The organism is Microvirga sp. BSC39 (genome assembly GCF_000739015.1).
GTDB lineage: Bacteria > Pseudomonadota > Alphaproteobacteria > Rhizobiales > Beijerinckiaceae > Microvirga.
The window spans coordinates 68,081-94,702 of record NZ_JPUG01000080.1 but is presented as its reverse complement, the minus strand read 5'-3'; the positions used below and the strand labels follow the sequence as shown (position 1 = coordinate 94,702).

The window sequence follows — 26,622 nt, the reverse complement described above, 5'->3', positions numbered from 1 at the left end:
GATCCGTCGTGCACTTCAGCTGGTGAAGTGATACTGACCACTTCTGAGCTGGAGGACGACACGTGAGATACCATCATCACTTCTACATTGACGGCCAGTGGGTTGCCCCCGAGGGGCGTGACGGCATCGAAGTCACCAATCCTGCCACGGAAGAGACTGTCGCCACGATTGCGGCTGGCGGGCCGGCTGATGTGGATCGGGCCGTTGCGGCTGCACGGCGTGCGTTCGCGACCTATGCCCAGACCAGCCGCGAGGAGCGCCTGGACCTGCTGGGCAAGATTGTCGCCATCTACCGCAAGCGCACGGACGAACTGGCAGAGGCCATCTCAACGGAGATGGGGGCTCCTCTCGCCTTCGCCCGCGAGCGGCATGTGCCTGCGGGCCTCGGCCATCTCACCCGCGCCATCGAGGTTCTGAAGACCTACGAGTTCGACCAGACGCTCAATGCCACCCTGATCACCCGCGAGCCCATCGGCGTAGTTGGGCTTATCACGCCCTGGAACTGGCCCCTGAACCAGATCGCCTGCAAGGTCGGTCCGGCTCTTGCCGCCGGTTGCACCATGGTGCTCAAGCCCAGCGAAGTCGCGCCCCTTTCCGCTCTCATCTTCGCGGAGATCCTCGACGAAGCTGGCGTGCCCGCGGGCGTGTTCAACTTAGTCAACGGCGGCGGTCCAAATGTGGGCCAGGCTCTCTCAAGCCATCCCGATGTGGACATGGTGTCCTTCACGGGCTCAACCCGAGCTGGCATTCTCGTCGCCAAGGCTGCTGCCGATACGGTCAAGCGCGTGCACCAGGAACTAGGCGGGAAATCTCCCAACATCCTGCTGGACGACGCCGACTTCGACACAGCGGTCACCCATGGCGCGCGGGCTTGCTTTGCCAATAGCGGCCAGTCCTGCAACGCTCCGACCCGCCTCCTTGTCCCGGCTGACCGGCAGGAGGAGGTGATCGCCATTACCCGGCGCATTGCTGAGGAGACGGTGGTCGGCGATCCGAGAGCTGCCTCGACCACGATCGGGCCCGTCGTCAGCCAGATCCAGTTCGACCGGATTCAGGCTCTCATCGAAGCCGGCATCAGGGAAGGCGCCACCTTGGTCACAGGCGGCCCCGGCCGCCCCGCAGGTCTCAACCGGGGTTACTACGTGCAACCAACCGTGTTTGCAGATGTCCGCAACGACATGCGCATTGCCCAAGAGGAGATCTTCGGGCCTGTTCTGAGCATCCTGCCTTATAAGGACGAGGAAGACGCCATCCAAATGGCAAATGACACCGTCTACGGTCTATCGAGCTACGTCACTTCCGGTGACATCGAGCGCTCGCGCCGGGTTGCCCGCAGGCTCCGGGCCGGCATGGTGCATCTGAACGGATCGCGCGGCGACACCGCGGCCCCGTTCGGCGGCTACAAGCAGTCGGGCAATGGTCGCGAGTGGGGCCGGTTTGGGTTTGAGGAGTTCCTTGAGATCAAGTCGGTGTTCGGCTACGCCGCGTAGACAATCCGGCTGAAGTAACGAAGTGCGGATCGGTCTTTAGTGTCCAACTAGATGGGGAGATCGATCCCAATCCTGCATTCCTGTTTCGCTCAAGAGTTATATATCGGCACAGTGCCTGCCCCCCTGTCAGTATGCAAGCCCTAGCCAGGGCACCGTCTAAAGATCAATAGAGGTCCAGTGTTTTGGGGTTCTGGTAAGAGCGCACGAGGACTGAGCAATCGGCCGCCCACTCTGGGGCCAAACTCTAAGCTACCCTGCCCTTCAGGAACGTCCGCTGTACCCTTCTCAAGGAGATATTCGGTGTACTTCCGCCTCGTGCCAAAAGCAGCCCTCGTCAAGTTCCGGTTGTTTATGGCACAGAGGGATACTCTTGGCGCACTCGGTTATCTAAAGCAGCGCTTCGTTTCGGAACATCGGTATGCAATGGCCGCCGACGCGCGAGTGATAGCCATCTTCAGCGCGCCACGACGTCCCCTTGAGCAAGCTCGGCCGGCCCATCTCGACGCCCTGTGTGAGGGAGAAGGCAACCCTGTCCGTACCGTCGAGCGAGAGCAGCAGCGCACCAAGTGTAGAGCTGGCGCTGCATTTCGCCGGGTCCTCCCAAGTGCCAGCAAGTGGGGCGAACACATCAGGCTCGGATCGTATTGCCGTGCGATGGAAGATGCGCACACGGACATCATGTGGTATCGAGTTGGTCCATATGCTGCGCAAACAGCAGGCAAAATATGCCTGCAGTCAGCAGCATTCGCTTGCCAGGCAATTGGAGCGGCTCGCTGCATGAGCGCGTAGCGACGACCTGCCATTCTCTCACGCTCCCCCCGATTCGCGACGGAACCGGCAAGGGTGCCCTGCCTCGACAAAGCGCGCCACCCGGCGGCGCAGCTCCAACGAGTAAGACTTGGTCATCGCTCATCTCCCCAAAGAGCGCCAAGGTGTGTGGATCACGAAGCCGCTAAGCCGCATAGCCTCAACGACTCCGTCAGAGCTGCCGTTGCTATAGACTTAACATTTCACTCGGATCGTACCAGTGCTCGTGATGGATGTTGAACATCTATTGAAATAATGGCAATATATTCTTCTGAATGTATAGAAAATATCCAGCTCTGATTAAGTAACAACATTATATCGGAGTATTACGATGTCCATCATTCCCGGCACCACTTCGCGATTGATCATGTCGACTGATGCCATTCCAGCACGTGAGCGTGAAGCTGTGGCGCGGGAGTTCTTTGGCAACATTGCAATGCGCCTTGACCTTGCCCCTGCAGAGGGAGGGCGTCTGAGGCTTAATACATCAACGCTGATCTTGCCTAACATCACGACCAGTTCCGGGGCCGTTGACCCCATGTCTTGGAACCGAACGAAGTCACTTATCTCGGATGGGAATGATGATCTATGTATCTCCTGGATGGCTGGTCACTACCGACTAGTTCAGCCTGGACAGCGTGACATAGAGATCCGGCCGGGCTCGGGGTGCCTGACCGCTCTGGACCGTCGCTGGAAGGGGACTACGTCTGACGGAAGCTGGATGATGTGCATCCATTTTAAACGTTCTACAGTTGCAACCCTGGTCAATAATGTTGATGATATTGCACCTGACAAGGTCGACATGGCAGCGCCTGAGAGCCGGCTGTTGTTCGACTACCTTCGCTTGATCCACACAATCGAAGGGTTGACGTCTCATAGTCCTGTTGTTGCGAGGCACCTTACCGATCTTCTCGCACTTGCTCTAGGTGCAAATCGGGATGGCGAAGAGACAGCTCGCACTGGAGGGGTTCGAGCAGCACGGCTTGCTGCTATAAAGCAGTATATTGCTGCTAATCTAACAAGCACGCGCCTTAGTGCAGAAACTACAGCAGCCAACCTGTCATTGAGTTCCCGCTACATCCGCTCCCTGTTTGCCGAGCAAGGTACAACGTTTACAGATTATGTAAATGAACGCCGACTGCGCCGAGCTTACGATAGTCTAAGAACGCAGGGCAGCCACAGCCGCCCTATAGCGGACATCGCTTTCGATGTCGGCTTTGTCGAACCCTCCACCTTTTATCGGCTATTCAGGGCGCGTTACCAACTAAGTCCCTCAGATGTGCGAAACCTATGACAATACCAGACAAGACTTCACAAACTGCACAATCCGTTAGAGACCAAGGCACTCGCTCCCTGATTGTGGGGGTTTGATCTTTGAGTCTCTTCAAATAAATCTGTGACGAAAAAATTACCTATAGGATCAATAATCAGTAACAACGGCAATTCACGCCAAGTAGAAGCCAATAATAGGGCCGCCTCCCCGCCCAAATCGGCATCTTTTCCGTTTATGGCTGTCAGCTTCTAGTCACTGCCGGTGTGTTGTTCGGCCGAAATATTCAAATCTATGAGCTGGCGGCTGAAGAAATGAGCCTGCAGTTCGCAGTCGCCACCCGCTGAACGATCCTGTCCTCTTGCTAGTTAGCAATTTCATGAGGCACCTCCTACTGCCGAACGACAGCCCATATGGGAGCGGGTGGGGGAACCCCATGCGCCCACGCTCCACTCGCCCAGAGGGGCGCGGCATCAAAAATTCCGAGTCACATTTCCGTTGGCGCTAGTCGGAGTTCCGTCTGTGCATCACGCAGGTCAAGCCGCTCAGGTACTGAGTAGCGCGTCGGACATTATTCCGTGTGGAGGGAAATTGTGACAACAAACTCAACAAATGAATTCGTTGGCGTAGGTGCAAACAACGACTTTTACTTCCAATTTGTACCTAGTGATACCGGCATCATCGTGCGATCAGGTGCTGGAGACGATTGGATCTCAGCTTCTAACGCCTCCGACTATCTTATCGGTGGATCAGGAACGGATGTTTTACAAGGCCTTGGCGGCAACGACGTAGTCTATGGTGAGACAAACGGCGGGATCTTCCTACCAGGAAACTACAGCGACGCCATTCTGGGAGGCGACGGTAATGACGCGCTGTTTGGGGTCGCCGGCGCTGATTACATCAGCGGCGATGCGGGTTTTGATCTTCTAAACGGCGGAACCGGCAATGACAGCCTGTTTGGAGGAACCGGAGCTGACACTTTGGAAGGTGGGTCGGGGGATGACATAATCTACGGTGGTTCGCCCATTGCGCCATCATTTGCGGCCTTCGGCACAATTTCAGTCAATACCTTGATAACAGATGACTCCGCTTTTGGACCCAGTATTTTGGCTTCTCCCAATCCCGAAGATGCCTCAGGCGATCTAAGCGCCGACAGCCTGTCTGGTGGTTTAGGGAACGATACTCTATTCGGACAAGGTGGTGCCGATACATTGCAGGGAGAGAGTGGAAATGACTTTCTCGATGGCGGAACCGGCGCCGACATCATGGATGGCGGCGTTGGCGACGACAGCTTCCTCGTCGATAATGCTGGTGACATCGTGATCGATGCAGTCGGCGGCGGCAGTGACGTCGTTACAACAAGCATCAGCTACATACTTGGCATGGCCGCAGACATCGAGCTTCTCCAGACAAGCAACGCAGCTGCGCTAGATACCATCAATCTAACTGGCAGCGACACAGGCAACACAATCGTCGGCAATGCTGGAACCAACACAATTTTGGGCCGTGGCGGGAACGATGTTCTCGACGGCCGTGCTGGCGCAGACATTATGGACGGGGGTGCAGGCGACGATGTCTACCTCGTAGATAACGCGTTCGATGCAGTCTCGGACGCTTCGGGCTTCGGCTTCGATCGTGTAGAAACCACGGTTAGCTACGCTCTCGGGCTCTCTGCGGAAATTGAGACGCTCGCGGCCTCTCAAACCGTTGGCGCAGCAGCGCTGGATCTAACTGGATCGAATACGAATAACACAATCGTTGGAACGGACGGTACAAACGTTCTTCTCGGGCTTGGAGGGAAAGACAATCTAATTGCCGGAGCTGGCAACGATAAACTGAACGGCGGACTTCTTTCTGACGCTTTATCAGGAGGAGCAGGCAAGGACACGTTCGTATTCAATACCAAGCTCGATGCTAAGGCGAACCTCGACAAGATCACCGATTTTATCGTGAAGGACGATACTATACATCTTGAAAATGGGATCATGAAGAAGGTTGGTAAAGCCGGAAAGCTTGCGAAGGATGCCTTCCAAATTGGGAGTTCCGCAAAAGACGCGGAAGATCGTATAATCTATAATAAGGAGAAAGGCGTACTTTACTACGATGCAGATGGGATAGGTGCAGCCAAAGCCGTAGCCTTCGCCACAATATCCAAGAACCTAAAAATGACTGCTTCGGACTTCTTCGTGATCTAGCCCAGTTGCAGCCGACGGCTTGGTCTGAGCCGCCGGCTGCGCCCTGGCCTGCGTGGTAAGAAAGATCATCCAGCGCTACCGCAATGCCGCTTGGCAACGGCTCATAAAGCAGGATGTCGAGCTACTCGCTGAGAACTAGAGGGCTGTACCGGAGAAGTTCCACGTGTGCAGCGGAAGGGGATAGCCTTCATCGACGCCTTCGCCAAGTCGGCCGGTGCCCGATCTACACCTTGAGCTACGATCAGGCCCACAACGTGCTGGCCGGTGCCCAGAGCCCTACCATCCCGAGTGCTCCGACTACTGTTGAAGATACCGTCTTCCCGGTCGGCCCCACCGGCAGGGTCAATGTTCGCATCGTCCGTCCCCCTGGCGCCACGGGTGTCCTGCCGGTGGTGATGTACTTCCACGGCGGCGGCTGGGTCATGGGTGATCCCAACACCCACGACTAGCTGATCCGCGAGATTGCTGCCGGTGCCAATGCCGCCATGGTCTTCGTTCACTACGACCGGGCTCCGGAGGTGAGGTACCCCGCCAACAACGAGCAGGCCGATGCTGCCACCAAGTACGTGGTCGACAATGCCAAGGCGCTGAACGTGGAGGCCTCTCGTCTGGTGGTGGCCGGCGACAGAGCCGGCGGCAACATGGCCGCCAAGGCTGCCATCGCTCAGGCCAGCGCCGCCCTCAAGATCGCCTTCGATCAGTAAGCCTTACAAACCTCCAAAGCCTGCCCCGGGACAAACACCCGGGGCAGTGCTGTGGGTACGACACTGGTTTTGTCACCTTCTCGGGAGAACACCATGAGACCGCCTCAGCGCTACCAGGATAAGGCTGTCGAGGCCGAGTGCCTTGTCAGCGATCCGCGCCATCGCCGGAACTCCGGTCGGAGCTTCGGGCCGTCGCGCGCCAGTGGAGGCATCGTGCCGAACTGGCCGACTGGAACGCGCGTGAGTTGAGAGCGTCCAAGACCTGGCTTCTGTGATATCTGCGCGGGCTGCGGACCATGGCGGAAGGGAACCTGACCCGTTCGCTCCGTCTACCTGCTGATTTTTTGAAGTGGGAGCTACAGAACCAGGGATGAAGGAAATGTTTGCTGCCTCGCAATAGATAAAGTCAGCTCTGGGTCAGGCACTGACGATCCCATACCCTCCAGCAACTTCCGCTGTTCCCCGCTTGAGCGGACATTCGTTGTACTTCTGGGATGTGCCATTTGAAGACATTGTCCTTTGTCCGGCCCCCATTCCACCTGACCTTTGTCCTATTCGACTCACCAACTTGTGGACTTATATCAGGCGGTGTTTCCGGTGCTGCCCGCAAAAGGGAGATTACCAGGGTTCGCCATCTTGGTTTGGAACCACCAATGGAGATGGTGGTGATTGCATCTGCCAAACGCGCAGGAATCCCCGATTCAATCAACGCTGCGAAATTCCTCGTGGCTGCTGTGCTCGTTGGAGGCCACCGGCACGTGCCTGACCCGCTAGTTGGACGGCATCTCCTGAAAGACGGGCTGGGATTAGGGCTTTGTAGGCATGCTGTTTCTCGGTGGCATCACCTTCCTGTCCAAGATCGTCAGCACGCTGACATCGTCCTGGATCAGCAATCCTGCCCTGACGATCAACGTTCTCCTGTTCGCCGAAAGTCTCGTCCTGCTCTACGTAGTGGCGCAAGATCCTTCAGACAAAATCACGCGCTTCAAGAGGTATTGCGCGGAGGACCTCTTGGAACCAAGGAGGTTGTGATGGACAGGCGCATGTTTGAGGTCATTGCCCTGCTGTTTCTCGGGATAAGCCTGCTGCTCTGGAGCACGGGACACCATCCCATCCAGATCATCCATGTCCGTGAGCAGGGCAGGATGGCGCTGTCGGAGATGCGGTCCGGGCCCTTGCACGCGCAAGTCGCCGATCCGGTCCATCTCTTCCAGGCGTCCCTCGCAGAGGCCCATCCGGCTAGTACCCAGGTCCGCCGCACCGTGTATGTTCCGGCCTATCCCGCGATCCGCATCATGAGCGGCCGCTCCCGCATCGACCTCGCGACCACGCTGAGCATCCACAACACCTCCCGGGACAAGCCCCTCCTGCTCAAGCGGATCAATTACCACGACACCGATGGCGAGCTCATTCAGAGCTATCTGGAGGAGCCTGTCGCCCTCAGGCCGCTCGGCACCATCGAGATATTCGTCGCGGGCGAGGATCGTCGGGCCGGGTCCGGCGCGAACTTCGTGGTCGACTGGGCGGCGGACGGTCCGATCAGCGAGCCCGTGATCGAGGCGGTGATGATCGGCACTCAGGGCAACGCAACGTACTCGTTCGTCAGCCCCGGCCGCCCGGAGCGCATCGTGCAGCCGGAGTGAGGAGCCGGGACGCGGGCGAGGGCTCAGCGTCCCCTAAAGCAAGGCTATCCGCGGGGTCGATGGGTCGAGATGGTACATGGTCAGCAGCGTGGCCGTCGCGATCAGCATGCCGAGAAGATAAATCCAGCCGTGCTTGAATATCCGCAGTTCGGGAGGAATCCCCATCGCGGTCTCGGGGAATGATCGCTTGGATCCAACGGGGGAGCCCACGCAGAGGTGCTGCCGCCACTTACGTTCCCGCTCGGGGCTGGGATGTCGCGGGAGAGTGAACAGCATTCTCGTTGTCTGCCACCCGCCGGGCCGCCACCTCCTCGATGTGCTGCCGGGTGGCCGGGTGCTGAGAGAGGAATGCCTTGAAGTCGCGCACGTCTAGGCGGAGCAGGAAGCAGTAGCCGATCGCATGCACGTCCGACTGGCGGGGCCTGCCGGTGAGCAGGGCGATCTCGCCGACGAAGTCGCCGCGGCCGAGCCGGATCTTCTGCCCAGGGATGCTCACCTCGACTGCGCCCGACGCGATGAAATACACAGCATCGCCCGGGCCGCCACGCCGGATCAGGCGCTCGCCCGGAACTGCGAAGATCGGACGGAGCCGCTTGGCGAGTGTGTCGAGTTGCTCCTGCGTGAACTCGGAGAACAGGGGCAGTTGAGCCAGGAGTTCCGGCGCGTGCAGCGCAAGGTCGAGCCGGGGCTCGATCTCGGCCTTGCGGCGCTCCTCCTCGATTGAGCGACGAAGGTTGGCGTGGAGCTCAGGCCCGATCAGGCCGTCAACCAGCAGCACGTCGTATTCGAGCTCTTCCTGCCGGAGGGCAGTCTTGCGCAGCAAGCGGTGCTCCAGGGCCTCTGCGTAGCTTGGATACTGGAGGCGCAGGGCCTCAAGGGCGCCGTCGATCGCCTCCCGCCGCCGCTCCAGGATCTCACCCAGGACCTCGCCCACGCGCGCGCCGAGGATGGGCACGATCTTGCGGTCAATGAACGGAGCCAGTTCCTCGACGATGATTCGCGTGGCGAACAGCATCTCGAAGCGGCGGGCGAGGAGGTGTTCTAGGGGTCCGCCGATGCCGAGCCGGCGGTGAAGGAACTGGACAACACCGAAGCGCCAGTCGAAGGCCAGCGTCTGCCGCACGGCACGCTGGAACTCCGCCCGCCCCCCTGCCCTGGCCTTGTCGATAAGCAGTTCGGCCTGGGCCAGCAGTGGCTGCACGAGCGCCGCCGACACAATCCGGGCTCGGTAATGTTCCAGGACGACATTCCGCTCCCGCCCGGCCAGCGTGACGAGGCCGAGGGACAGCCGCTCTAGGTCGGAGAGGCCCTGCCCCTGCTCGGTCCGGGCGGCGGTCGCATCGATCCGCTCGGCATAGCGGCGAGCCTCGGCGAGCGCCGTGGCTGATCCGACCTTGTACAGCTCGGCAACTCTCTCGACGGCCTCCCGCACGTTCTCCAGCGCCACAGCCAGTACCTGCCCGCGGAGCGCCAAGTCTCGGGCCGACAGGCGATTGAGGCCGAGCCCCCGGATCAGCCAGCCCATGGTGGTGCCCTGAATCAGCAGCGTGAACAGCACGAAGCCAGTCGCTAGGATCGCGACGATGCGATGCACCTCCGCCGACACAGCGGGGTTCTCCGTCACGGAGAGGGCCAACGCCAGGGTCACCGCGCCTCTGAGACCGCCCCAGAGGATCACAAGACGGTAGGACCGGCTGACAGGTGGAGAAAGCCGCATCGTCGTGAGCAGCGGGAGCACGCCGAACAGGACCACGATCCGCGCCAGCAGGGCCGCAGCCACCACCACCAGTATCAGGGCGAGGTCGAGCCAGGTGAGATCCGCCAGCAGCCGGGGCACGAGGATGGCAGCCAGCACGAACACCAATGAGCTGGCCCAGAAGGCGACCTGCTCCCAGATGCCGGTGAGATAGCTCCAGCCATCGGGTGAGGCACGGGCGGGACCGAGCAGGTTGAGGGTCATGCCGGCAACCACCACGCCGATCACGCCCGAGACACCGAGACCCTGCTCGGCAACGATGTACACGAGGTAGGGCAAGGCGAAGCTGATCGAGACCTTGGCTGCGCGATGATCCGGGATGGAGCCGATGAGCCAGGCCGCCATGCGGGCGCCGACATAGCCCACGAGCGCGCCGATGACGAGGGTGCGGGCGAAACCGAGGCTGGCATCCATCAGGCTGAGCGGCTGGCCGGCAACCAGCACGGCGAGAAAGACGCTGAACAGGGTGATGGCCGCTGCGTCGTTCAGCAGGCTCTCGCCTTCGACCAGCCGCCCGAGGCGCGCAGGCGCGCCTATGTCGCGAAAGATGCCGACCACTGCGATCGGGTCGGTGGTCGCCACGATGGCCCCGAGCAGGAGACAGACGATCAGCGGCTGTCCGGCGAAGGGCACCAGGGCATAGCCGATGATCACGGTCGCGATGAGCACGGCGAGCACGGCAAGGACGAGGATCGGCACCCAGTCTGGAGCCATGCGCCTGGCGTCGAGGGTCAGCGCTGTCTGGAACAGTAGGGTGGGCAGGAACACGTAGAGGAAGACCGTCGAGCCGACCGGGAAGTCGAGGACGGCACGGGCCACGTCGTTGAAGGCGTCGGTGAACTCCGTGTACCAGAGGAAGGAGGCGGCAGCGCCGATCACAATGCCGATCACGGCCAGGAGCACGCTAAACGGCAGCCGGACGATACCCGCAATGGGCTGGGCCAGGCTGATCACCACCAGGAGGACGGCAAGCACCAATAGAACGATTGGCAACTCCACGGCGGTTCGCGCTCCTCAGGGATGACGGGAAGGGTCGAGACCTTGTAGGGAGCATAACCCAGGTCGTCCATAGATGCCGGACAGGAACACGGCAGCGGAGCACGGTCTGCTCCGGCAAGCGCGAGCGTGTGGAAATCGGCGGGCCTGCCGCCTCACCGGAGCGGCGGGACCGCTAGGACGTCGACGTCGAGGGACCGCATGACCTCCTCGGTCACGCTCCCCAGGAAGGCCCTGGCGATCTCCTTGCGGCCATGCGTCCCAATGACCAAGACATCGGGCCTCAACTGCTCCGCGGTCTTGGAGATCACCTCCAGCGGAGAGCCCTCCTCAAGGCGGATCGACCATCCCTGGTGATCGAGTCCGTTCGCGTACAGGAACTTGATCAGATCCCTGGACGTCCGGACACGCTCCTCGGCCACGTACCCGTCAATCGTGCCCCGGCTGAACCCGGCACGGAACATCTGCCCTTTCGCCAGCGGCAGAAAGGCATGAACGAGCGCAAGCCGGGTTCCACCGAGAAACCCTAGGGTAATCCCGGTCATGATGGCGCTCACGGACGGCTCGCACACGTCGACCGCGGCCAAGGCCGTCCGGTACGGCTGATCCACCTCCCTGTTCACCATCAGAACCGAGAACGGGCCCGTGCGTATCACACGCTCAATGGTGGTTCCGACAAAGATGTCGCGCAGGAGCTGCTTGCGGTGGGCTCCCATGACGATCAGGTCCACGCTCGCTGACGCCGCGGCGCGCAGGATGCCGTCGAACGGGTCGCCTGCGACCACGAGGGCTCGCGGCCGGAGGCCACTCAACTCGCCCATCCCGCCGATCTGCTCACCAAGGATCCGCTCGGCCTCGCGCTTCTCCAGCGCGACCAAGTCCGGCGGCTGGTCATCGTCCACGACATGCACGAAGGTCAGTTCGGCACCGTTGTCCCGCGGCAGCAGGCCAGCCCGCCGCACGGCCCGCTGCGCGCGGGTCGAGAAGTCCGTGGCTGAGCAGCCGCTACTCCTCCTCGAGGATCAGCATGCTTCCCTCATCAAAGCCTGTCGCCACGCGGATGAGCTGACCGAGCCGCACGAGTTCACGCCCCGCCTGCGCCTGGCGACCATGCCTACAAAAGCTTACGTTCGCGTAGCACGACCACGGGCACTATCATGGCCATGATCATGCTGACTAGGACGAGGAGGCCCCGCGCGCGAACACTCCGATCATATTGCCCGGGAGCTTGCGGCCAACGGCGGTCAAGTCACCACGGGCCAGATCGCACTTTCTGGTATCACCGGCGGCCTGATGCCCTGCCCGACCTCGACCACCGTGCTGCAGATCTGCCTTCAACTCGGCCAGTTCACCCTCGGGGCCGCGACGATGGCCGCCTTCAGCCTGGGCTTGGCGATCACCATGGCGTCCATCAGCGTTGCGGCCGCCTGGTGCGTGCATCACGCCTCGAAATGGATCAATCTGCCAGATCGTGTCCTTCAACACCTCCCGTTGCCTTCGGCTGGCCTCGTGGAGGCACTCAGTGTCATCATGCTCGTGCAAGGCATGGTGGATCTCCCAGCGCCGGCAGCAGCATTCTCGTGAGACTTCAATCCTTGGGCCTTCGCTATCCGACAAACCTCGATGTAATCTCGGGATTCGTAGCCCCATCGGCTCCGTATACCACTATAGGAGAGCATGGAGCCGTACTCGCAACGCGGGCGAGTTTCATGTGGCGGTTGCAAGAGGTACGCTAATGCGGATGAACTATGCCGGTCACGGCATCAAGGCCAGCACTAACCGATTCTGGGGCGGTTTCACGAGGCTCATTGTTCTGGCTTGCGCCGCAGCTGCCCTTCTGGCCGTCCTACCCATCGGGCTGTTTGTCGTCCTGCCTTTAATGCTTGCCGGCGGCATTGCCCTGCACTTTTATCTCCGCCGCAGGATGCGTCAGGCACAGCAGCGGCCGAAGGATGGCGTAATCGATGCGGAGTATACGATCGTCGAGCACTGCTAGGGAGATCATCTCCCAGCCGCGATGGCGGGCAGATCTTGAACCCAAGCCTTGCCATCCTCACCTTTTAACAACGGGGTCCGGGCCCCTCTGGCGAGCAGGTCGCTGCTCGCGATGTCGGACACCTTCTCTTGCCCTTGCGCCCACGAGCGTGACCGCAACTGGAGGATCCGATTTTGGATTCCACTGCTCCTCATGGCGTCCAACCCGCCATTCTCTTTGTCGTGACTGATGCCAACCTCCGCGAGCTGATTGCCCGCCCCCTTGGGCAAGTCGGCTATGACGCTGTGCTGGCTGCTTCCGGATCCGGTGAGGCAGATCTCGATCCCATCTCCGCCGTCGATTTCGATGGCCTCGATTGTGAGGTTCAACTTCCCGGCGAGGTCGACAGCTGGGAGGTCGGCGCCACCTTCAGCTTCGTCTGGCCAGACAAGCCGACAGTCTACGCCTTTGCCTCGGTCTCCGGGCCACCGGGCCACCGGGCCACCGGGGCGGCTGCGGAAGGGCATTTTCCTGCGCAAGCCCTTCGGCCTGGACCGGCTCGTCACGGCTTTCGAGACCAGCGCAGCCGCCGCGCGGGCAAGGCAGGCGCTGGCATGATCGATCAAGAAACAAAAAATTTCGCAAGCATGCGGATTAAGCCCGCAAGCAGCTCCGTACACCTCACATGAACGACGCCACACGCACGGATGTGATCGGACTGCTCGGGCCCTTGCGGCGCTACGCCCGCTCCCTGACACGGGACGAGTCGCAGGCCGAGGACTTGGTTCAGGACACCCTTGTCCGAGCTTATGAACGGAAAGGGTCGTTCCGTACCGGAGGCAGCCTGCGTGGCTGGCTGCTGTCGATCCTGCACAACACCTTTATCGATCATCGGCGCAGCCATGTGGCGGAGTTTCGCCGTCTGGAGCAGGTCGCCTTCCTCATCGACACCGCGGCTCCCCCCGAACAGGAAAGCCGGGTGCGGCTTCAGCAGGTCCAGAACGCCTTCATGAGCCTGCCGGATGAGCAGAGGGCCGCCCTGCACCTGGTGGCCATCGAGGGTCTGTCCTACCAGGAAGCCGCGAATGCCCTGAAGATCCCGGTTGGCACGCTCATGTCCCGCCTGGCGCGCGCCCGCGCCGCGTTGCGGGGCTTCGAGGCGGGAGCCGATGTTCAGCCATCCGAAGCCAGGCGCCCAAGCCTGCGCGTCGTCGGAGGATCCGATGCCTGACCCCATCACCGAAGCGGACCTTCTCGCCTATATCGATGACCAGCTCGACCCGGCGCGGCGGATCGAGGTCGAGGAGCACCTTGCCCACGACCCGCACGCCGCTGTTCGGGTCATGGCCGATCTGAAGGATCGCGATGCCCTCCGGTTGCTCCATGCGGCGCCCCTGCCCCGTCCGCCCGAGCCGATGCTGGTGGCCGCTGATCGGCTCGAGCGGGCTCTCGGCTGGCAGGAGTTTCGGCTCAAGTTCCGCCGGGTCGCCGCTGTCGTGGCCCTCGTCGGCTTCGGCTGGTTCGCTCATGGACAGGTCGGCCTGGGCATCACCGACAGCGAGGCCTCACCCAAGCCGCCAGCTTTCGTCGAGGATGCCCTGCACTCGCATGAGACAAGCCTCCTGCGGGCCCGCATGGTTTCGCAGCCCGAGGTGGAGGACTACGACCCCGCCGAGATTTTGGCCGAGACCGGGATCCGGCTCCCGTCCCTTCCCGAGGACTGGCAGGTGCGGGACGCGCAGATCTTCCCGTCCCGCTACGGACACAGCATCGAGATCGCCATTGACGCCGGCGAGCTCGGTCGGGTGTCGTTGTTCGCCGCTCAGGCTCCCGCCTTCGACGTCATCGCTCCAATGCCGGCCCGCTTCGATAAAGCGACGGCGGTGTACTGGCAGACTGGCCAGCTCGCCTATGCGCTGACCGGCAACGGCAGCGACAAAGCCCTTGAACGGGCGGCCCTCCGGCTGTCCCGCAAGCTTCAGTAAACCACCAGGAGACACCATCGATGAACACACCTTATGCTTGGCAGACCGCCACGGCCCGCGCGAGCGGCGCCTTGTTCGACGAGGGCCTGCGCCAGCACATGCTGCGGGTCTACAACACCATGGGCATCGGCTTGGTGGTGACAGGCATTGTGGCCTTCTTCGTCGCCTCGACGCCGGCCCTTTACGTGCCAATCTTCCAGACACCGCTCAAGTGGGTGGTGATGCTGGCGCCGCTGGCGTTCATCTTCTTCTTCTCGTTCCGCATGGAGCGGATGACGGCGGCCTCTGCCCGTACGACCTTCTTCGCCTTCTCGGCGGTGATGGGCCTGTCGCTCGCCTCCGTGTTCCTGGTGTTCACGGGTGCGAGCATCGCCCGCACCTTCTTCATTACCGCCGCCATGTTCGGCGCCACCAGCCTCTACGGCTACACCACCAAGCGCGATCTCTCGAAGTTCGGCTCGTTCCTGGTTATGGGTCTGATCGGCGTCCTTATCGCCTCGCTGGTCAACATCTTCCTCGGGTCGAGCCTGCTGCAGTTCGCCATCTCGATCATCGGCGTGCTCGTGTTCACGGGTCTGACCGCCTATGACACGCAAAACATCAAGGAGCAGTACGCCGAAGGCTTCGGCCATGAGGCCAACAGCAAGATGGCCGTGTTCGGCGCACTCTCGCTTTATCTGAACTTCGTCAACATCTTCCAGCTGCTGCTGAGCCTCACCGGGCAGCGGGAAGAGTAATCACCGACCATTTCAGAAAGGATCGATTTACATGGACCATCAGGATCGTCAGGCCATCGAGCAACTCTTCGGCAAGATCGCCCAGGTTGAACGCCAAGCCACGCCTCCGGACGCGCAGGCGGCGGACTTCATCCGCTCGCAGATCAACCAGCAGCCGAATGCGCCCTACTACATGGCCCAGACCATCGTGGTGCAGGAGCAGGCGCTGAGCGCCGCTCAACGGCGCATTCAGCAGCTGGAGCAGGAACTCGCCAGCCGTCCTGCCGGAGGCGGTGGCTTCCTCTCGGGCCTGTTTGGTGGCGGGCAGTCCCGTCCCCAGCCGCATCAGCCCTACCAGCCGCAGCCGATGCACGGCATGCCCCCTCATGGTGGTCCTGGAATGGGTGGCATGGCTCCCGGCATGGCTCCCCGCGGAGGCGGAGGCTTCCTGGCCGGGGCAGCCCAGACCGCTATGGGCGTGGCCGGCGGCGTGGTGCTCGGCAACATGCTCGCCAGTGCTTTCTCGGGAGGCGACGACGCTAAGGCCGCTGATGCCGGTCAGGCCGAGCCGCAGCAGGCAGCAGCCGAGGACTTCGGTGATGCCGGCGGCGACTTCGGGTTTGAGGAAGACATCTGATCCTGAGGCTGGCGCGGCCCTGCGTTCAGGGCCGCCATGGTGCCTCGCCCCAATCAAGCACTGCCGTTCTGCCGGCGCATGGCGCCGGCAGAACCGTCTAAACCTGTATCAAGATAATGAGAATGACCAAAGCCTTTGTTCTGTCAGTAGCCACGCTGGCGGTATTGATGGTGCCCGCCACAGCGCAAACCTCCTCGCCTGAGACGGTCCCGACGCCACCTGCGTCCTCAAGCCCGGCCGTCGCTACCCCGGCCTCTCCTGGTGCACACACATCGCCCGCACCGGAGTCGGGCTCCACCACTGGCTCAACCACGGCCACGACAAAGCTCGGGGCGACGACGCGCATCCTCACGGTCGACGCCGTGGAGGACATGGATCTCGTCGGCGCGGATGGAAAGGGGATCGGCGACATCGAAGGTGTGGTCGAGAACAACACGGACAAGAAACAGTTCGTGGTCATCGAGCGCGGCGGCTTCCTCGGCTTTGGCGCCAAGGCGATCACGCTTCCGCTCGAGAACATCGCCGTTCAGGGTGAGAAGGTGACCTTACGCAACATGGATGTTGCCCAGCTCGCCGGCTTGGCGGAGTTCAAGAACGACAGCAACGCCTTCCGCGATCTCGACGACCGCCAACAGATCAGCGTGCCACAGCAGTAGCCCCCTCCTTCTGCAGTGTTGAAGACCGATGATCTCTCACGGCGATCATCGGTAAGGCGGTTCGGCTCCGGCCAGGACTTCCCAAGGATCCCTGACGACCTTTTGACCATCCCCACTCGCATTCCTCCATGTGAGCCACTATAGACAGGCCCATGCCCGACCCTTCCAGTAGTCTCTCCACGGTCGTTTCACCAGACGACGCTGTGGAGCCCCGACAACGGTTCTCCGAGGTCCTGAGCGACCTCGCCGGCCGATCCAGCCCGACCATCAGCATCGGCAACGTGCTGGACGCCTTCGGCGACCGGGCCTTTGGCGCCCTGATGCTCCTGTTCGCCGCGCCCAACGTGCTGCCGCTGCCGCCCGGCATGTCGGCGGTGCTTGGAGCACCCCTGCTCTTCATCACGGCGCAGCTGATGCTGGGACGCTCCACCCTGTGGATGCCGCACTTCATCCGTGAGCGGTCGATCTCCCGTGACTTCTTCACACTGCTTACCGCAAAGCTCAGTCCCACCCTGCACCGGGCGGAACGCTTCCTGCGCCCCCGGCTCGGCATGCTGCTTCACCCGCTTCCGGAGCGGATCGTCGGCGCGGCCTGCCTGCTGCTGGCGATCATCCTGTTCCTGCCAATCCCGTTCGGCAACATTCCCCCGGCCTTCGCCATCGCGGCTTTCGCGCTTGGCATCCTGGAGCGGGATGGACTGGCTACGCTCGTGGGCTGGCTTTCCGCCATCGGCAGCCTGCTGATCCTGGCGGCGATCTCGTCGGCAATCCTCGCCGGCATCAACGCCTTTTTCGACCAGCTGTGGGTGATCCTCGGATGAGAGCTCCCGATCAGAACCCTACACCCATACCGTCGATCCTCCTGGAGGGGTGCCCCTGGCACTCGATACATCGTGCTTGAACTCGGCATTGCCGTCCTTTTCATCGGCCTCAATGGCCTCTTTGCCCTGTCGGAGCTCGCCATCGTGTCGGCCCGGAAGGCCCGCCTGAAGATGATGGCGGACAATGGCCGGGCCGGCGCTGCCACGGCCTTGAAGCTGGCGGAGGACCCGGGACGGTTCCTGTCGACGGTTCAGATCGGCATCACGTTGGTCGGCATCCTGGCGGGCGCCTTTTCCGGCGCGGCGCTTGGTGCCATGCTCACCGGGATCCTGCTCGGCCAGGGAATGCCCGAGCGCGTAGCCGAGCCGCTGGGCTACGGCCTTGTGATCGGCTCCATCACCTATCTCTCTGTCGTGGTGGGCGAACTCGTGCCCAAGCATTTGGCACTCAAGAGCCCGGAGGGGATTGCTTGCACGGTCGCGCCCCTTATGGCCCTGATCTCGCGGATCGCGGCTCCCGTCGTCTGGCTGCTCGATGCCTCGACCAAGCTGATCTTCCGGCTCTTTGGCCAGAGCACGGCGTCAGAGAGCGCAGTCACCGAGGAGGAGATCAAGACAATCATGGCCGAGGCGGAGACCGCGGGCGTGATCGAAACCGACGAGCGCAAGATGATCGCCGGCGTGATGCGTCTGGGTGATCGGGCGGTACGCGGAGTGATGACGCCCCGCACCGATGTCGACTGGATCGATCTGAGCGACAGCCCATCCGAGATCCGCGATATCCTGATCAACACCCCGCATTCGCGTCTCCCGGTGGCGGAGGGCCATCCCGACAATATGCTAGGCGTCGTGCAGGCCCGGGAGCTCCTGGCCGCCACGTTGCGGGAGGAGGCTCTCGACATCCGCAAGCACTTGCGCAGGGCGCCGATCATCCCCGATACCCTCGATGCTCTGGACGCCCTGGAGGTGTTGCGGCAGGCCGAGGTCCCGATGGCGCTCGTGCATGACGAGTACGGGCACTTCGACGGCGTGGTCACGCCGGCCGACATTCTCGATGCGATCGCCGGCGCCTTCCGCTCTGACGAGCACGAGGAAGAGCCCGAGGCCGTGCAGCGGGAGGATGGATCCTGGCTGTTAGCCGGCTGGATGCCGGCCGACGAGATGGCGGACCAGCTTGGGATCTCTCTGCCAGAACGGCGCGACTATCAGACCGTGGCCGGGCTGGTGATCGGCGAACTCCAGCATCTTCCAGGTGCAGGCGAAGCCGTCGAGACGCTGGGCTGGCGCTTTGAGGTGGTCGACCTGGATGGGCGCCGCATCGACAAGGTGCTGGCCTCCCGGATTGAGGCCAAGGAGGCCGCCTGATCATGCGCAATCATGTCACTGTTCTAATCGCCGGGCTGCTGATCCTGACTCCTTCCATGGCCATGGCTGCGGTCTGCAAGCTGGAGAACGCCACTTTCCGGCCGAAGTATGCCGCCGAGCATTTCGAGATCCGCAGCAGCCGCGTCGACGGTGTTCCTGGATTCGGCGTGACTGTGCGGAAGACCAATGAGACCTTCCGCTTTCGCGTCGATGCCGATCGAGGCACGGGCGCGGGAACGATTACATCTGTACCCGACGCGGCAGGACAGGATCCCAGGATCAGGACCAACTACCAGCTGCTGGACGGCAAAGGTCTCAAAACTACCCCAGCCGGAGAGGTCGGCCACGTGTCCTTTCTCGATCTCGGGCGGGCCTTTGTCGATTCTCGTATGCGGACAAGCCGCAACGTGGAGCCCTACACGTCGCCGCCATCGGGCCTGTGGCACGTGACGGACTGCCGGCTGAAATAGCAGCACTCGCGGCGAACATTCGACCATAAGGAACATTGCATGGACTTCTCCTGGATCTCCGATCCGACGGCCCTTGTGGCGCTGGCGACCCTCGTGGTGATGGAGGTGGTGCTTGGCATTGACAACCTGATCTTCATCTCGATCCTCACCAACAAGCTGCCGGAGCACCAGCGCTCGAAGGCCCGCCGCATCGGCATCGGGCTGGCGCTGATCCTGCGCTTGGGGCTTCTTGGCACGATCGCGATCATCGTCACCCTGACGGAGCCGATCTTCACTCTGTTCGGACACGCCTTCTCCTGGCGCGACCTGATCCTGATCAGCGGCGGTCTCTTCCTGGTCTGGAAAGCGACCACGGAGATCCACCACAGTGTGGACCCGACGCCGAACGACGACGTGTTCGACACCACCAAGGCGACGATGACATTCGGCGCTGCAATCACCCAGATCCTGCTACTCGATCTTGTCTTTTCGCTCGACAGCATCATCACGGCGGTCGGGATGACCAACATCGTGATGATCATGGTCATAGCGGTGGTCGCCGCCGTGACGGTCATGCTGCTCGCGGCCAACCCGCTCGCCCAGTTCATCAGCAACAACCCGACGGTGGTGATGCTGGCCTTGGGCTTCCTTTTGATGATCGGCATGACCCTGATCGCGGAAGGGTTCGGGGCGCATGTGCCGAAGGGCTACATCTACGCCGCCATGGCGTTCTCGCCCTGATCGAAGGCCCCAACATGCTCTCGCGCCGGGCCGCCCGGCGAAAGGCCGCCGGATCTCCATCCGGATCGAAGCAGTGAGATCTCCCTCAACGAGGCCGCGTCAAACCTGGCCCCGTTGCCCTCAACTTTACCCTTGAAAGGAGTTCTGAATGATCCCCGTGAAGTCCCTCGTCGTTGCGGCTGCGGTCGGTGCCGGCACGCTTACTGTGCCTGACGGCGTCGCTTGGGCTCAGAGCAACAGTGCCTTCCGCAGTGCCGAGGTGGCCGCCGGGAAGCAGGAGCGTCTTGGGGTCTACGGCAACGTAGGGAAGGACTGCACGTCCGGGCCGCTGCCGACGATCCGGGTGTTGACCGCGCCGAAGAATGGCGAGCTGAACGTGCGCAGCGGGAAGCTCAAGGCGGGCCGGATCACCCGCTGTCCGAAGTTGGAGGCGACCGCACAAGGCATCTTCTACAAGGCGAAAACTGCCTACAAGGGAACCGACGAGGTGGCCTATGAGGTTCGGTCCGCCAGCGGCAAGGTGGAGAGCCACACGGTCAGAATCACCGTGAAGGACGCGCAGGCGTCCGACAGCGCAAAGCCGGGCCAGGAGGACGAGCTTTGACAGGCGTCGGGCTCAGTTAGGATGCCCGGTCTGTTCACGCCGGAGGTGCTGGTTGCGCTTGGGGTCTGCGCCAGGGCGGGTCTCGCCACAGTGCTGGGCAGCCTGTTTGTCCTGAGAATGGACAAGACAAACTCGCATCATCTCGCGCTGGCGCTGGCCTTCGCGGGTGGTGCCATGGTGTACATCTCGCTCCTCGAGATCTTTCCAAAGTCCGCTGCCTCGCTGGGCGAGGTTTATGGCCCCAAGGCCGGCTATGCCTGGACAGCCCTGGCATTCTTCGCCGGAATTGGTCTGCTGGTGCTGCTTGACCGCCTCGTTCCCAATCCGCATCCGGACGTCGCAGCCGCCACCATGCGGGACAAGACCACCATCGCCCGGATGAGCCTACTCACGGCGGCGGCCATCACGGCCCATAATCTCCCCGAGGGGCTCGCCACCTTCTTCGCAACTCTGGACGATCCTGCGGTTGGAGCCTCCCTCGCCGTCGCGATTGCCCTCCACAACATTCCGGAGGGCATCTCGGTCGCCGTTCCGGTGTACTACGCGACCGGAAGCCGCTCAAAGGCACTCCTGGCGTCCCTGGTGTCCGGCCTTGCCAAGCCACTTGGTGCTGTTCTTGGCTATGTGGCGTTGCCGCCACTGATGTCCCCGGCCACCTTCGGCATTGTGTTTGGCGTCCTGGCCGGGACGATGGTGTTCCTCGCCCTGGAGGAGTTGCTCCCGGCGGCCAAGCGCTATGCGCAGGGCCGTGAGACGGCCTATGGCATGGTGGCCGGAATGGCGGTGATTGCGCTCAGCCTGGTCCTGCTGCGATAGTTGGTCGAGGCGACTGGCAGCTCCTCAAGGGACGACCCATGTCTCCCTGAACATTCCTGAAGGCCTCCAGTCCGGCAATCACCGTGAGCAGGTAGAGGGCAACGCCAGCGGCCGAGCAGGCGGCCAGCGTCGGGATCATACCGACTTTGAACCGGAACCACCGACCGAAGGTCTGCACCGGGTCAGGTAGCAAAATTCGTCCATTGACAGGAACGGTTGGTGTTCCTGTCCAAAGCGGAAGTTCGGTCTACGTCGCAAACGTGCCACTTGCAGACCTTCACCCGTACAAGCCAAAACCGGTTGGAGGGCACCAGCGACCGACTGGCCGACATTGTGAACCAAGTCATCAAGCGTCTAGGTTGCCTGCGTACTCTCGTATTGGGCACTATCGCCGAGAACGTTGATCGAGTGTGCATGCCGAAAGCGGCAAGTATCATTGGATCGCCCAACGAGCCAAATAGACCGTGACTGCGTTGGTGGATCTTCCGATGAGCTCTCGCTGGTGGAGAGTCCTTTATAGAGGCTTCTCGGGCTCCGCGAGATCACGCTTTGGCGGAACGATCATCTGGCTCATGAAGAGACACAGAGCCCTGCGTACCGCGATGGCAGGCGGTTCGGACGGATGCCACTCCGGAAAGTGACCATCGATGGCCATACGTGCCAATCCATAGACAAAGGCGCGGGCGGCGAGAACAAGTTGTTCCAGGTCAACATCTGAGGCAAGCCGGCCCTGGTGTTGGGCTTGGGTCAACAGCTCAACCATTGTCTCACGAATGGCCCTGTTCTGGTCGAGCAGGCTTGAGGACGCTTCGAAGTCGATCAAGGTGCGGGAGCTGATGATCTGGAAATGTGTAGGATTGGCCAGCGCCCATTCGAGATAGCCGTGTCCGATCGCTTCGAACGCGGCTGCGGGATCAGCGTTGTCGACGTCCGACACGGCTCTGGCGACTGATGCCGTGAGCCGATCCATCGCCTGTTCGGCGACAGCAGTCAGGAGCGCCGTTTTCGATCGGAAATGCCGGAACGGCGCTCCGGGTGAAACGCCGGCGCGTTTTGCCACTTCGCGCACGGACAGTTGCTCGACCCCGCGTTCCTCGATGAGTTCGACAGTCGCCGCAATGAGCGCCTCGACCAAGTTGCCGTGGTGGTAGGGCTTGGGCTTTTCGCCTGCGCTAGTGACGGATTTCTTGGCCATTTCTGACACATAGCACGCTTAAATGTAATCAGCGATTATTTTGTTGACCCGGCCCCTCTCGCATGTAATCAGTGATTACACCATAGATGGAGATCCACATGTTTCGCTCTGCCTTGATGATCACTTTTGCTCTTCTGGCATCGCCGCTCGGGCTCGCTCAAGCTGAAGATCGGCCTACCTTGGAGATTGTCTGGCCACAGCCCGGTTCAGCCGTTGATCTTGGGAATGACCCTGAAAAGGCGATCGGCGTTGTGGTGAGGAGCAACTTCGCACTGCTGCCCGCAGGCCAGTGCGGCACGAACCGACAATGCGGCCATGTGCATATGAAGATCGATCCGGACGGGGACACGTGCAACATCCCAGGCAAGCCATACAACAGCATGAACAGCGACTTCGGGGGCAACCTCATCAAGGCCCGCTTCGGCCATTGCCCGAAGGCTGCCGGTCAGCATGTAATCGGCGTTCTTCTTGCCGATGATCACCACAAGCCTGTTCTGGTGGACGGCAAGCCGGTGACCGCCTTGGTGACCGTCACGACGAAGTAAGCCGATTGGATGCCGGACGACATGATTGCGCCTTTGATCAGGCATCCTGCATGGCGAAGCCGACCTCGTCTCAATCACTCCCTGTTTCATTTTTGGGAGCCGCCGCGGACGCGGCCGCAAGGATATCCGATGAACATTGCGCTCGATGACGATCCTAGAAATCTGACTGTTCTGGTGACAGGCATTGGCGGATTTCTTGCTGGCCACATCGCTTTGCAATTGCTCGAGCAAGGGTATCAGTTTCGGGGCAGCCTGCGGCACGTCGGTGAGAGCGATGCGATACGTGACGAACTTGGATCCCATAGTCATAGTGATGTTGCGGAGAAACTCAGTTTTGTGCGGGCCGATCTTGACAGCGATGATGGCTGGGCTGCCGCCGTCAAGGATTGTCGATATGTCATTCATACGGCGTCGTCCTTCCCGCCAGGGTTCCAGAGGATGAGCGTGAGCTGATCCGCACGGCCCGTGATGGTGTGTTGCGAGTGCTCCGCGCGGCAAGCCAGGCGCGGGTCAGGCGTGTCGTCATGATATCTTCGGTGGCAGCCACGAACCATGGCGACGGCCAGGCACCTTACATCGAGGAGAATTGGACCGACCAGGAGAGCCCCCGTGCGACCCCCTATTACAAGTCGAAGACGCTGACCGAACAGGCTGCTTTGGCCTTTGCGCGGGACGTCGGGCTCGACCTCGCTGTCATAAATCCGAGCGTGATTCCCGGGCCTTTGCTCAGTAAGAAGTTTGGGACATCTGTTAGTTTGATCCACCACCTGATGTCGGGGCACTTCGAGGGCAGCCCGCGCTTTGGCTTTTACGTTGTGGATGTGCGCGATGCTGCGGATGCCCACATTCGACCGATGACAAATCCAGGGGCTGGCAGCCAACGCTTGATTACCGGCGGCGGGTTGTTCTAGCTCGAGGAGTTGGTGGCGGTTCTTGCGCGTGCCTTCCCCGACCATGCTTCCCGGCTGCCGACCCGTGAGGTCCCCGATGATGTCATCAGAGACATGGCAAAGGAGGATCCCAACGCACGAAAGATCGTTCACGAACTCGGTCGGGATCTGAGCGTCCGCCCAGCAAAAGCAAGGCGTAAACTGAACTGGAGCTCGCGACCCGACGAGGAGTGTATCCGTGCCAGTGCACAAAGCCTCATCGACCCTGGATTGGTGCCCGCCATGAGGCCGAACCAGCACGCTTGACCTGCCGCTTCCAACAGAAATCAAGCGATCCACTTTTGCAATTGGAGAACCACATGACAATCCCGACCACCAGCGTGTCCGCACTGGCCAGCAACGCCGATCTTCTGCGGGAAACGGAACGTGCCAGGCTTCGCGCCCTGGTCAGCGCCGATATAGATCAGGCACAATACTTTCATGCTCCAGACTTCCAGCTGATAACACCGATTGGCGTGGCCCTTTCAAAGCAGGACTATTTGGGTTCCATCGCCTCCGGGCAGCTCAAGTACGTGACATGGCAGCCAGGCGACATCGCCGTGCGGCTCTACGACGGGGTTGCGGTTCTTCGGTATCGCGCTCAGCTCGAAGTGGTCTTCGACGGGCACAAAGTTCCCCTCAGTGGCTACTGGCACACCGACACCTATGAGGATCGTGGTGGACATTGGATGGTCGTCTGGTCGCAAGCAACGGCCATCCGATAGGTAAAATCCTTCGATCTCCTCAGTCAGAACATGATCCCGCTATATGCGCGTGTGCCGGTTAAGGAGAAGGTGGTCGTGCTGCCGGCATAGCAATTTCTCTGCATCGCACAAGCTATACTGCAGATTGCACTTCTCGGCATGATCTATAGCGCATCTCTGCACGGTACGATTTTTCAGAAACAGGGATGGAGCGTAGACTGGCTCGGAGATCCTGAACACTTTCGGCTCTACTGCGATCTTCACTCCGCCCGCAGAAGGCATGGCACTCCTGCGGCCCTCTACGAGCCCGCCTACCGATCCATCCCGGTTTGCCGGTTAGAAGTCTCAGTCGGGTCGGACAAGGAAATTGGCGCTCGTTCATGAGCGTCCGGTGTCACTCCCGGAAGCTGAACTCCAGTCTACTTCCGCCCCATGTTAGAAGCGGCCCTTGCCTGATTCCGGTTGTATGTCACGGAGAGACGCTCTTGGCGCACCGGGTCATCTAGAGCAGCGCTTCGCCCCGGAACATCGGGGTGCAACTGCCACCGACCCGCGAGCGATAGCCGTCCTCGGCGCGCCATGACATCACCTTGAGCGCGCTCGGCCGGCCTATCTCGACGCCCTGTATAATGCTGAAGGCGGCCTTGTCACCACCATCGAGCGAGAGCAGCAGCGCACCAAGCGCAGCGCTGGCGCTGCCCGTGGCCGGATCTTCCCAGGTGCCCGCAAGTGGGGCGAACATCCGGGCTCGAATCGTGTCACCGTCACGCGCATAGAGGAACAGGGACAAGCGTCCGGCCAGCTCGCCATGCAGCCGCACGAGCTTGCGAAAAGCAGCGAGATCAGGCGTCGCTCTGGCAAGAGCGTCCGGCCTGATCTGCATCAGCACGAACTTGACACCGACTGAGGCGTGCACCGGCTTGTGGGCTGATGTAGCGATATCATCCCGTGAAAGCCCGACGCAGGTGGCGATCTCGTCGATCGGCAACTCCATACCGAGGGACAAGGCCTGCGGCGCCGCAATCACTGCCCCTGTCACCGCTCCAGCCGCATCGCGCTCCACAGTGATTTCGACCAGTCCGGCCTTCTGCTCGAACCGCAGCACGCCGTCGCGGTCGCGGCCGTGGCACGCCAGCACAAAGGCCGTACCGACATTGGGATGGCCGGCGAAGGGCATCTCGGCCGTGCGATGGAAGATGCGCACGCAGGCATCATTGGCCGGATCCGCGGATGGCAGGACGAACGTTGTCTCGCTGTAGTTCATCTCCGCCGCGAGCGCCTGCATCTGCGTGTCGGACAGTCCACGCGCATCCGTGAATACTGCCAGCGGATTGCCGCCGAAGGCGCGGTCGGTGAAGACGTCTACAGTCTCGTACGGGAAGCGGGGCACAGCAGGCTCCGAAGGATGATTGGACTCGGCCTTTTCCTACCAGCGGAATCAACTGAGAACCAATGCAGTGATGGAATGCGACTGATCACCGTTGCTGATTGTCGGCCCTGACCTGAACGGCTTTCTGTCTCTGGTGTTGCAACGTGTAGAGCTCCTGGACATCCGCCCCGCAAGTCTGCACTGGATCAGGCGCTGATGGCCTCGTACCCTCCTCGAAAGTCCGTTTCGGTGGG

General features: G+C 61.4%; 28 protein-coding genes and 5 pseudogenes. 27 read left to right on the top strand and 6 right to left on the bottom strand.

Annotation, left to right across the window (positions count from 1 at the left end; translation table 11 throughout):
• The first annotated feature begins 62 nt into the window (after positions 1-62).
• Positions 63-1,490, top strand: a complete 1,428-nt coding sequence (locus MA07_RS27250; RefSeq protein ID WP_036359881.1) for an aldehyde dehydrogenase family protein — start codon at positions 63-65, stop codon at positions 1,488-1,490.
• Positions 1,491-1,877: 387 nt separating this feature from the next.
• Here MA07_RS27250 and MA07_RS27245 read toward each other — a convergent pair whose 3' ends face one another.
• A complete protein-coding gene (locus tag MA07_RS27245) occupies positions 1,878-2,117 on the bottom strand; it encodes a PhzF family phenazine biosynthesis protein (protein ID WP_244445370.1) in 240 nt (79 codons plus the stop codon).
• A 55-nt stretch (positions 2,118-2,172) separates the two neighbouring features.
• On the opposite strand from MA07_RS27245, the pseudogene MA07_RS30560 reads away from it, so the two are divergent.
• The 7 genes and pseudogenes from MA07_RS30560 to MA07_RS30360 all read left to right on the top strand — a co-directional run.
• Positions 2,173-2,271, top strand: a pseudogene (locus MA07_RS30560) (IS6 family transposase); the annotation flags it as partial.
• A 357-nt stretch (positions 2,272-2,628) separates the two neighbouring features.
• The gene (locus MA07_RS29305; protein WP_081929196.1) at positions 2,629-3,591 is read left to right on the top strand and encodes an AraC family transcriptional regulator; all 963 of its coding nucleotides are present in this window, start codon (positions 2,629-2,631) and stop codon (positions 3,589-3,591) included.
• Between the two features lie 569 nt (positions 3,592-4,160).
• Entirely contained in the window at positions 4,161-5,762 is a 1,602-nt protein-coding gene (locus tag MA07_RS28275) for a calcium-binding protein (RefSeq protein WP_052003613.1), read from the top strand.
• 218 nt (positions 5,763-5,980) lie between these two features.
• A pseudogene (locus MA07_RS31350) lies at positions 5,981-6,466 on the top strand (alpha/beta hydrolase fold domain-containing protein); the annotation flags it as partial.
• Positions 6,467-6,559: 93 nt separating this feature from the next.
• On the top strand, positions 6,560-6,715 hold the full coding sequence (locus tag MA07_RS30370) for a hypothetical protein (protein WP_160195513.1): 156 nt from the start codon (positions 6,560-6,562) through the stop codon (positions 6,713-6,715).
• A 573-nt stretch (positions 6,716-7,288) separates the two neighbouring features.
• Complete coding sequence (locus MA07_RS30365; RefSeq protein WP_036359875.1) at positions 7,289-7,498, top strand: hypothetical protein; 210 nt, start codon at positions 7,289-7,291, stop codon at positions 7,496-7,498.
• The gene (locus MA07_RS30360; protein WP_052003611.1) at positions 7,498-8,109 is read left to right on the top strand and encodes a DUF3124 domain-containing protein; all 612 of its coding nucleotides are present in this window, start codon (positions 7,498-7,500) and stop codon (positions 8,107-8,109) included. The genes MA07_RS30365 and MA07_RS30360 overlap by 1 nt, the downstream gene beginning before the upstream one ends.
• A gap of 33 nt (positions 8,110-8,142) precedes the next feature.
• Here MA07_RS30360 and MA07_RS31305 read toward each other — a convergent pair whose 3' ends face one another.
• From MA07_RS31305 to MA07_RS31345, 3 genes and pseudogenes are all read right to left on the bottom strand, one after another.
• Entirely contained in the window at positions 8,143-8,274 is a 132-nt protein-coding gene (locus tag MA07_RS31305; RefSeq protein WP_280114263.1) for a hypothetical protein, read from the bottom strand.
• Positions 8,275-8,338: 64 nt separating this feature from the next.
• Positions 8,339-10,864, bottom strand: coding sequence for a cation:proton antiporter (locus MA07_RS27220; protein ID WP_081929195.1), 2,526 nt, complete (start codon positions 10,862-10,864; stop codon positions 8,339-8,341).
• 152 nt (positions 10,865-11,016) lie between these two features.
• Positions 11,017-11,844: pseudogene (locus MA07_RS31345) on the bottom strand (universal stress protein); the annotation flags it as partial.
• A gap of 232 nt (positions 11,845-12,076) precedes the next feature.
• On the opposite strand from MA07_RS31345, the gene MA07_RS27210 reads away from it, so the two are divergent.
• The 14 genes and pseudogenes from MA07_RS27210 (at position 12,077) to zupT (ending at position 21,626) form a co-directional block, all read left to right on the top strand.
• Positions 12,077-12,445, top strand: a complete 369-nt coding sequence (locus MA07_RS27210; RefSeq protein ID WP_081929194.1) for a sulfite exporter TauE/SafE family protein — start codon at positions 12,077-12,079, stop codon at positions 12,443-12,445.
• Between the two features lie 151 nt (positions 12,446-12,596).
• Positions 12,597-12,857, top strand: coding sequence for a hypothetical protein (locus MA07_RS27205; RefSeq protein WP_036359872.1), 261 nt, complete (start codon positions 12,597-12,599; stop codon positions 12,855-12,857).
• A 173-nt stretch (positions 12,858-13,030) separates the two neighbouring features.
• Positions 13,031-13,525, top strand: a complete 495-nt coding sequence (locus MA07_RS29870) for a hypothetical protein (RefSeq protein WP_152569044.1) — start codon at positions 13,031-13,033, stop codon at positions 13,523-13,525.
• Positions 13,522-14,067: a sigma-70 family RNA polymerase sigma factor gene (locus MA07_RS27195; protein WP_036359867.1), complete on the top strand. Its 546-nt coding sequence runs from the start codon at positions 13,522-13,524 to the stop codon at positions 14,065-14,067. Before MA07_RS29870 ends, MA07_RS27195 begins: the two co-directional genes overlap by 4 nt.
• Positions 14,060-14,821 carry an anti-sigma factor gene (locus MA07_RS27190; protein WP_036359865.1) on the top strand — a complete coding sequence of 254 codons (762 nt, stop codon included), beginning with the start codon at positions 14,060-14,062 and terminating at the stop codon, positions 14,819-14,821. The genes MA07_RS27195 and MA07_RS27190 overlap by 8 nt, the downstream gene beginning before the upstream one ends.
• Before the next feature lie 20 nt (positions 14,822-14,841).
• Positions 14,842-15,558, top strand: a complete 717-nt coding sequence (locus tag MA07_RS27185) for a Bax inhibitor-1/YccA family protein (protein WP_036359862.1) — start codon at positions 14,842-14,844, stop codon at positions 15,556-15,558.
• A 31-nt stretch (positions 15,559-15,589) separates the two neighbouring features.
• Positions 15,590-16,174 carry a DUF2076 family protein gene (locus MA07_RS27180; protein WP_036359859.1) on the top strand — a complete coding sequence of 195 codons (585 nt, stop codon included), beginning with the start codon at positions 15,590-15,592 and terminating at the stop codon, positions 16,172-16,174.
• Between the two features lie 122 nt (positions 16,175-16,296).
• A complete protein-coding gene (locus MA07_RS29295; RefSeq protein WP_160195512.1) occupies positions 16,297-16,830 on the top strand; it encodes a PRC-barrel domain-containing protein in 534 nt (177 codons plus the stop codon).
• Positions 16,831-16,982: 152 nt separating this feature from the next.
• Positions 16,983-17,651, top strand: coding sequence for an exopolysaccharide biosynthesis protein (locus tag MA07_RS27165; RefSeq protein ID WP_036359850.1), 669 nt, complete (start codon positions 16,983-16,985; stop codon positions 17,649-17,651).
• A 72-nt stretch (positions 17,652-17,723) separates the two neighbouring features.
• Positions 17,724-19,016: a hemolysin family protein gene (locus tag MA07_RS27160; RefSeq protein WP_036359848.1), complete on the top strand. Its 1,293-nt coding sequence runs from the start codon at positions 17,724-17,726 to the stop codon at positions 19,014-19,016.
• Positions 19,017-19,018: 2 nt separating this feature from the next.
• The gene (locus tag MA07_RS27155; protein ID WP_036359845.1) at positions 19,019-19,486 is read left to right on the top strand and encodes a hypothetical protein; all 468 of its coding nucleotides are present in this window, start codon (positions 19,019-19,021) and stop codon (positions 19,484-19,486) included.
• 39 nt (positions 19,487-19,525) lie between these two features.
• Positions 19,526-20,283, top strand: a pseudogene (locus MA07_RS27150) (TerC family protein).
• Positions 20,284-20,354: 71 nt separating this feature from the next.
• Positions 20,355-20,810: a hypothetical protein gene (locus MA07_RS27145; protein WP_052003608.1), complete on the top strand. Its 456-nt coding sequence runs from the start codon at positions 20,355-20,357 to the stop codon at positions 20,808-20,810.
• 21 nt (positions 20,811-20,831) lie between these two features.
• Complete coding sequence (gene zupT / locus MA07_RS27140; protein ID WP_036359842.1) at positions 20,832-21,626, top strand: zinc transporter ZupT; 795 nt, start codon at positions 20,832-20,834, stop codon at positions 21,624-21,626.
• A 514-nt stretch (positions 21,627-22,140) separates the two neighbouring features.
• On the opposite strand, the gene MA07_RS27135 is transcribed toward zupT, so the two are convergent.
• Positions 22,141-22,821 carry a TetR/AcrR family transcriptional regulator gene (locus MA07_RS27135; protein WP_052003607.1) on the bottom strand — a complete coding sequence of 227 codons (681 nt, stop codon included), beginning with the start codon at positions 22,819-22,821 and terminating at the stop codon, positions 22,141-22,143.
• A 98-nt stretch (positions 22,822-22,919) separates the two neighbouring features.
• On the opposite strand from MA07_RS27135, the gene MA07_RS27130 reads away from it, so the two are divergent.
• From MA07_RS27130 to MA07_RS31085, 5 genes and pseudogenes are all read left to right on the top strand, one after another.
• Positions 22,920-23,366 (top strand): hypothetical protein, encoded by a 447-nt coding sequence (locus MA07_RS27130; RefSeq protein WP_036359839.1) that lies wholly within the window; start codon positions 22,920-22,922, stop codon positions 23,364-23,366.
• Positions 23,367-23,375: 9 nt separating this feature from the next.
• Entirely contained in the window at positions 23,376-23,819 is a 444-nt protein-coding gene (locus tag MA07_RS31290) for an NAD-dependent epimerase/dehydratase family protein (protein ID WP_348270428.1), read from the top strand.
• A 20-nt stretch (positions 23,820-23,839) separates the two neighbouring features.
• A complete protein-coding gene (locus MA07_RS31285; protein ID WP_348270427.1) occupies positions 23,840-24,277 on the top strand; it encodes an NAD-dependent epimerase/dehydratase family protein in 438 nt (145 codons plus the stop codon).
• Positions 24,278-24,615: 338 nt separating this feature from the next.
• Positions 24,616-25,020, top strand: a complete 405-nt coding sequence (locus MA07_RS27120; protein ID WP_036359836.1) for a nuclear transport factor 2 family protein — start codon at positions 24,616-24,618, stop codon at positions 25,018-25,020.
• Between the two features lie 15 nt (positions 25,021-25,035).
• Positions 25,036-25,110, top strand: a pseudogene (locus MA07_RS31085) (L,D-transpeptidase); the annotation flags it as partial.
• 391 nt (positions 25,111-25,501) lie between these two features.
• On the opposite strand, the gene MA07_RS27115 reads toward MA07_RS31085, so the two are convergent.
• Positions 25,502-26,389, bottom strand: coding sequence for a PhzF family phenazine biosynthesis protein (locus tag MA07_RS27115; RefSeq protein WP_036359833.1), 888 nt, complete (start codon positions 26,387-26,389; stop codon positions 25,502-25,504).
• Positions 26,390-26,622 lie beyond the last annotated feature (233 nt).

Excerpts from the sequence above, each read along its gene's own strand:
- MA07_RS27190 (WP_036359865.1), top strand. The coding sequence starts at position 14,060 with ATGCCTGACCCCATCACCGAAGCGGACCTTCTCGCCTATATCGATGAC.
- MA07_RS29295 (WP_160195512.1), top strand. The coding sequence starts at position 16,297 with ATGACCAAAGCCTTTGTTCTGTCAGTAGCCACGCTGGCGGTATTGATG.
- MA07_RS27155 (WP_036359845.1), top strand. The coding sequence starts at position 19,019 with ATGCGCAATCATGTCACTGTTCTAATCGCCGGGCTGCTGATCCTGACT.
- MA07_RS27130 (WP_036359839.1), top strand. The coding sequence starts at position 22,920 with ATGTTTCGCTCTGCCTTGATGATCACTTTTGCTCTTCTGGCATCGCCG.
- MA07_RS27205 (WP_036359872.1), top strand. The coding sequence starts at position 12,597 with ATGCGGATGAACTATGCCGGTCACGGCATCAAGGCCAGCACTAACCGA.
- MA07_RS27165 (WP_036359850.1), top strand. The coding sequence starts at position 16,983 with ATGCCCGACCCTTCCAGTAGTCTCTCCACGGTCGTTTCACCAGACGAC.
- MA07_RS27145 (WP_052003608.1), top strand. The coding sequence starts at position 20,355 with ATGATCCCCGTGAAGTCCCTCGTCGTTGCGGCTGCGGTCGGTGCCGGC.
- MA07_RS31305 (WP_280114263.1), bottom strand. The coding sequence starts at position 8,274 with ATGGGGATTCCTCCCGAACTGCGGATATTCAAGCACGGCTGGATTTAT.
- MA07_RS29305 (WP_081929196.1), top strand. The coding sequence starts at position 2,629 with ATGTCCATCATTCCCGGCACCACTTCGCGATTGATCATGTCGACTGAT.
- MA07_RS27120 (WP_036359836.1), top strand. The coding sequence starts at position 24,616 with ATGACAATCCCGACCACCAGCGTGTCCGCACTGGCCAGCAACGCCGAT.
- MA07_RS30365 (WP_036359875.1), top strand. The coding sequence starts at position 7,289 with ATGCTGTTTCTCGGTGGCATCACCTTCCTGTCCAAGATCGTCAGCACG.
- zupT (WP_036359842.1), top strand. The coding sequence starts at position 20,832 with ATGCCCGGTCTGTTCACGCCGGAGGTGCTGGTTGCGCTTGGGGTCTGC.
- MA07_RS27135 (WP_052003607.1), bottom strand. The coding sequence starts at position 22,821 with ATGGCCAAGAAATCCGTCACTAGCGCAGGCGAAAAGCCCAAGCCCTAC.
- MA07_RS30360 (WP_052003611.1), top strand. The coding sequence starts at position 7,498 with ATGGACAGGCGCATGTTTGAGGTCATTGCCCTGCTGTTTCTCGGGATA.
- MA07_RS27180 (WP_036359859.1), top strand. The coding sequence starts at position 15,590 with ATGGACCATCAGGATCGTCAGGCCATCGAGCAACTCTTCGGCAAGATC.
- MA07_RS30370 (WP_160195513.1), top strand. The coding sequence starts at position 6,560 with ATGAGACCGCCTCAGCGCTACCAGGATAAGGCTGTCGAGGCCGAGTGC.
- MA07_RS31290 (WP_348270428.1), top strand. The coding sequence starts at position 23,376 with ATGCCGGACGACATGATTGCGCCTTTGATCAGGCATCCTGCATGGCGA.
- MA07_RS27195 (WP_036359867.1), top strand. The coding sequence starts at position 13,522 with ATGAACGACGCCACACGCACGGATGTGATCGGACTGCTCGGGCCCTTG.
- MA07_RS27185 (WP_036359862.1), top strand. The coding sequence starts at position 14,842 with ATGAACACACCTTATGCTTGGCAGACCGCCACGGCCCGCGCGAGCGGC.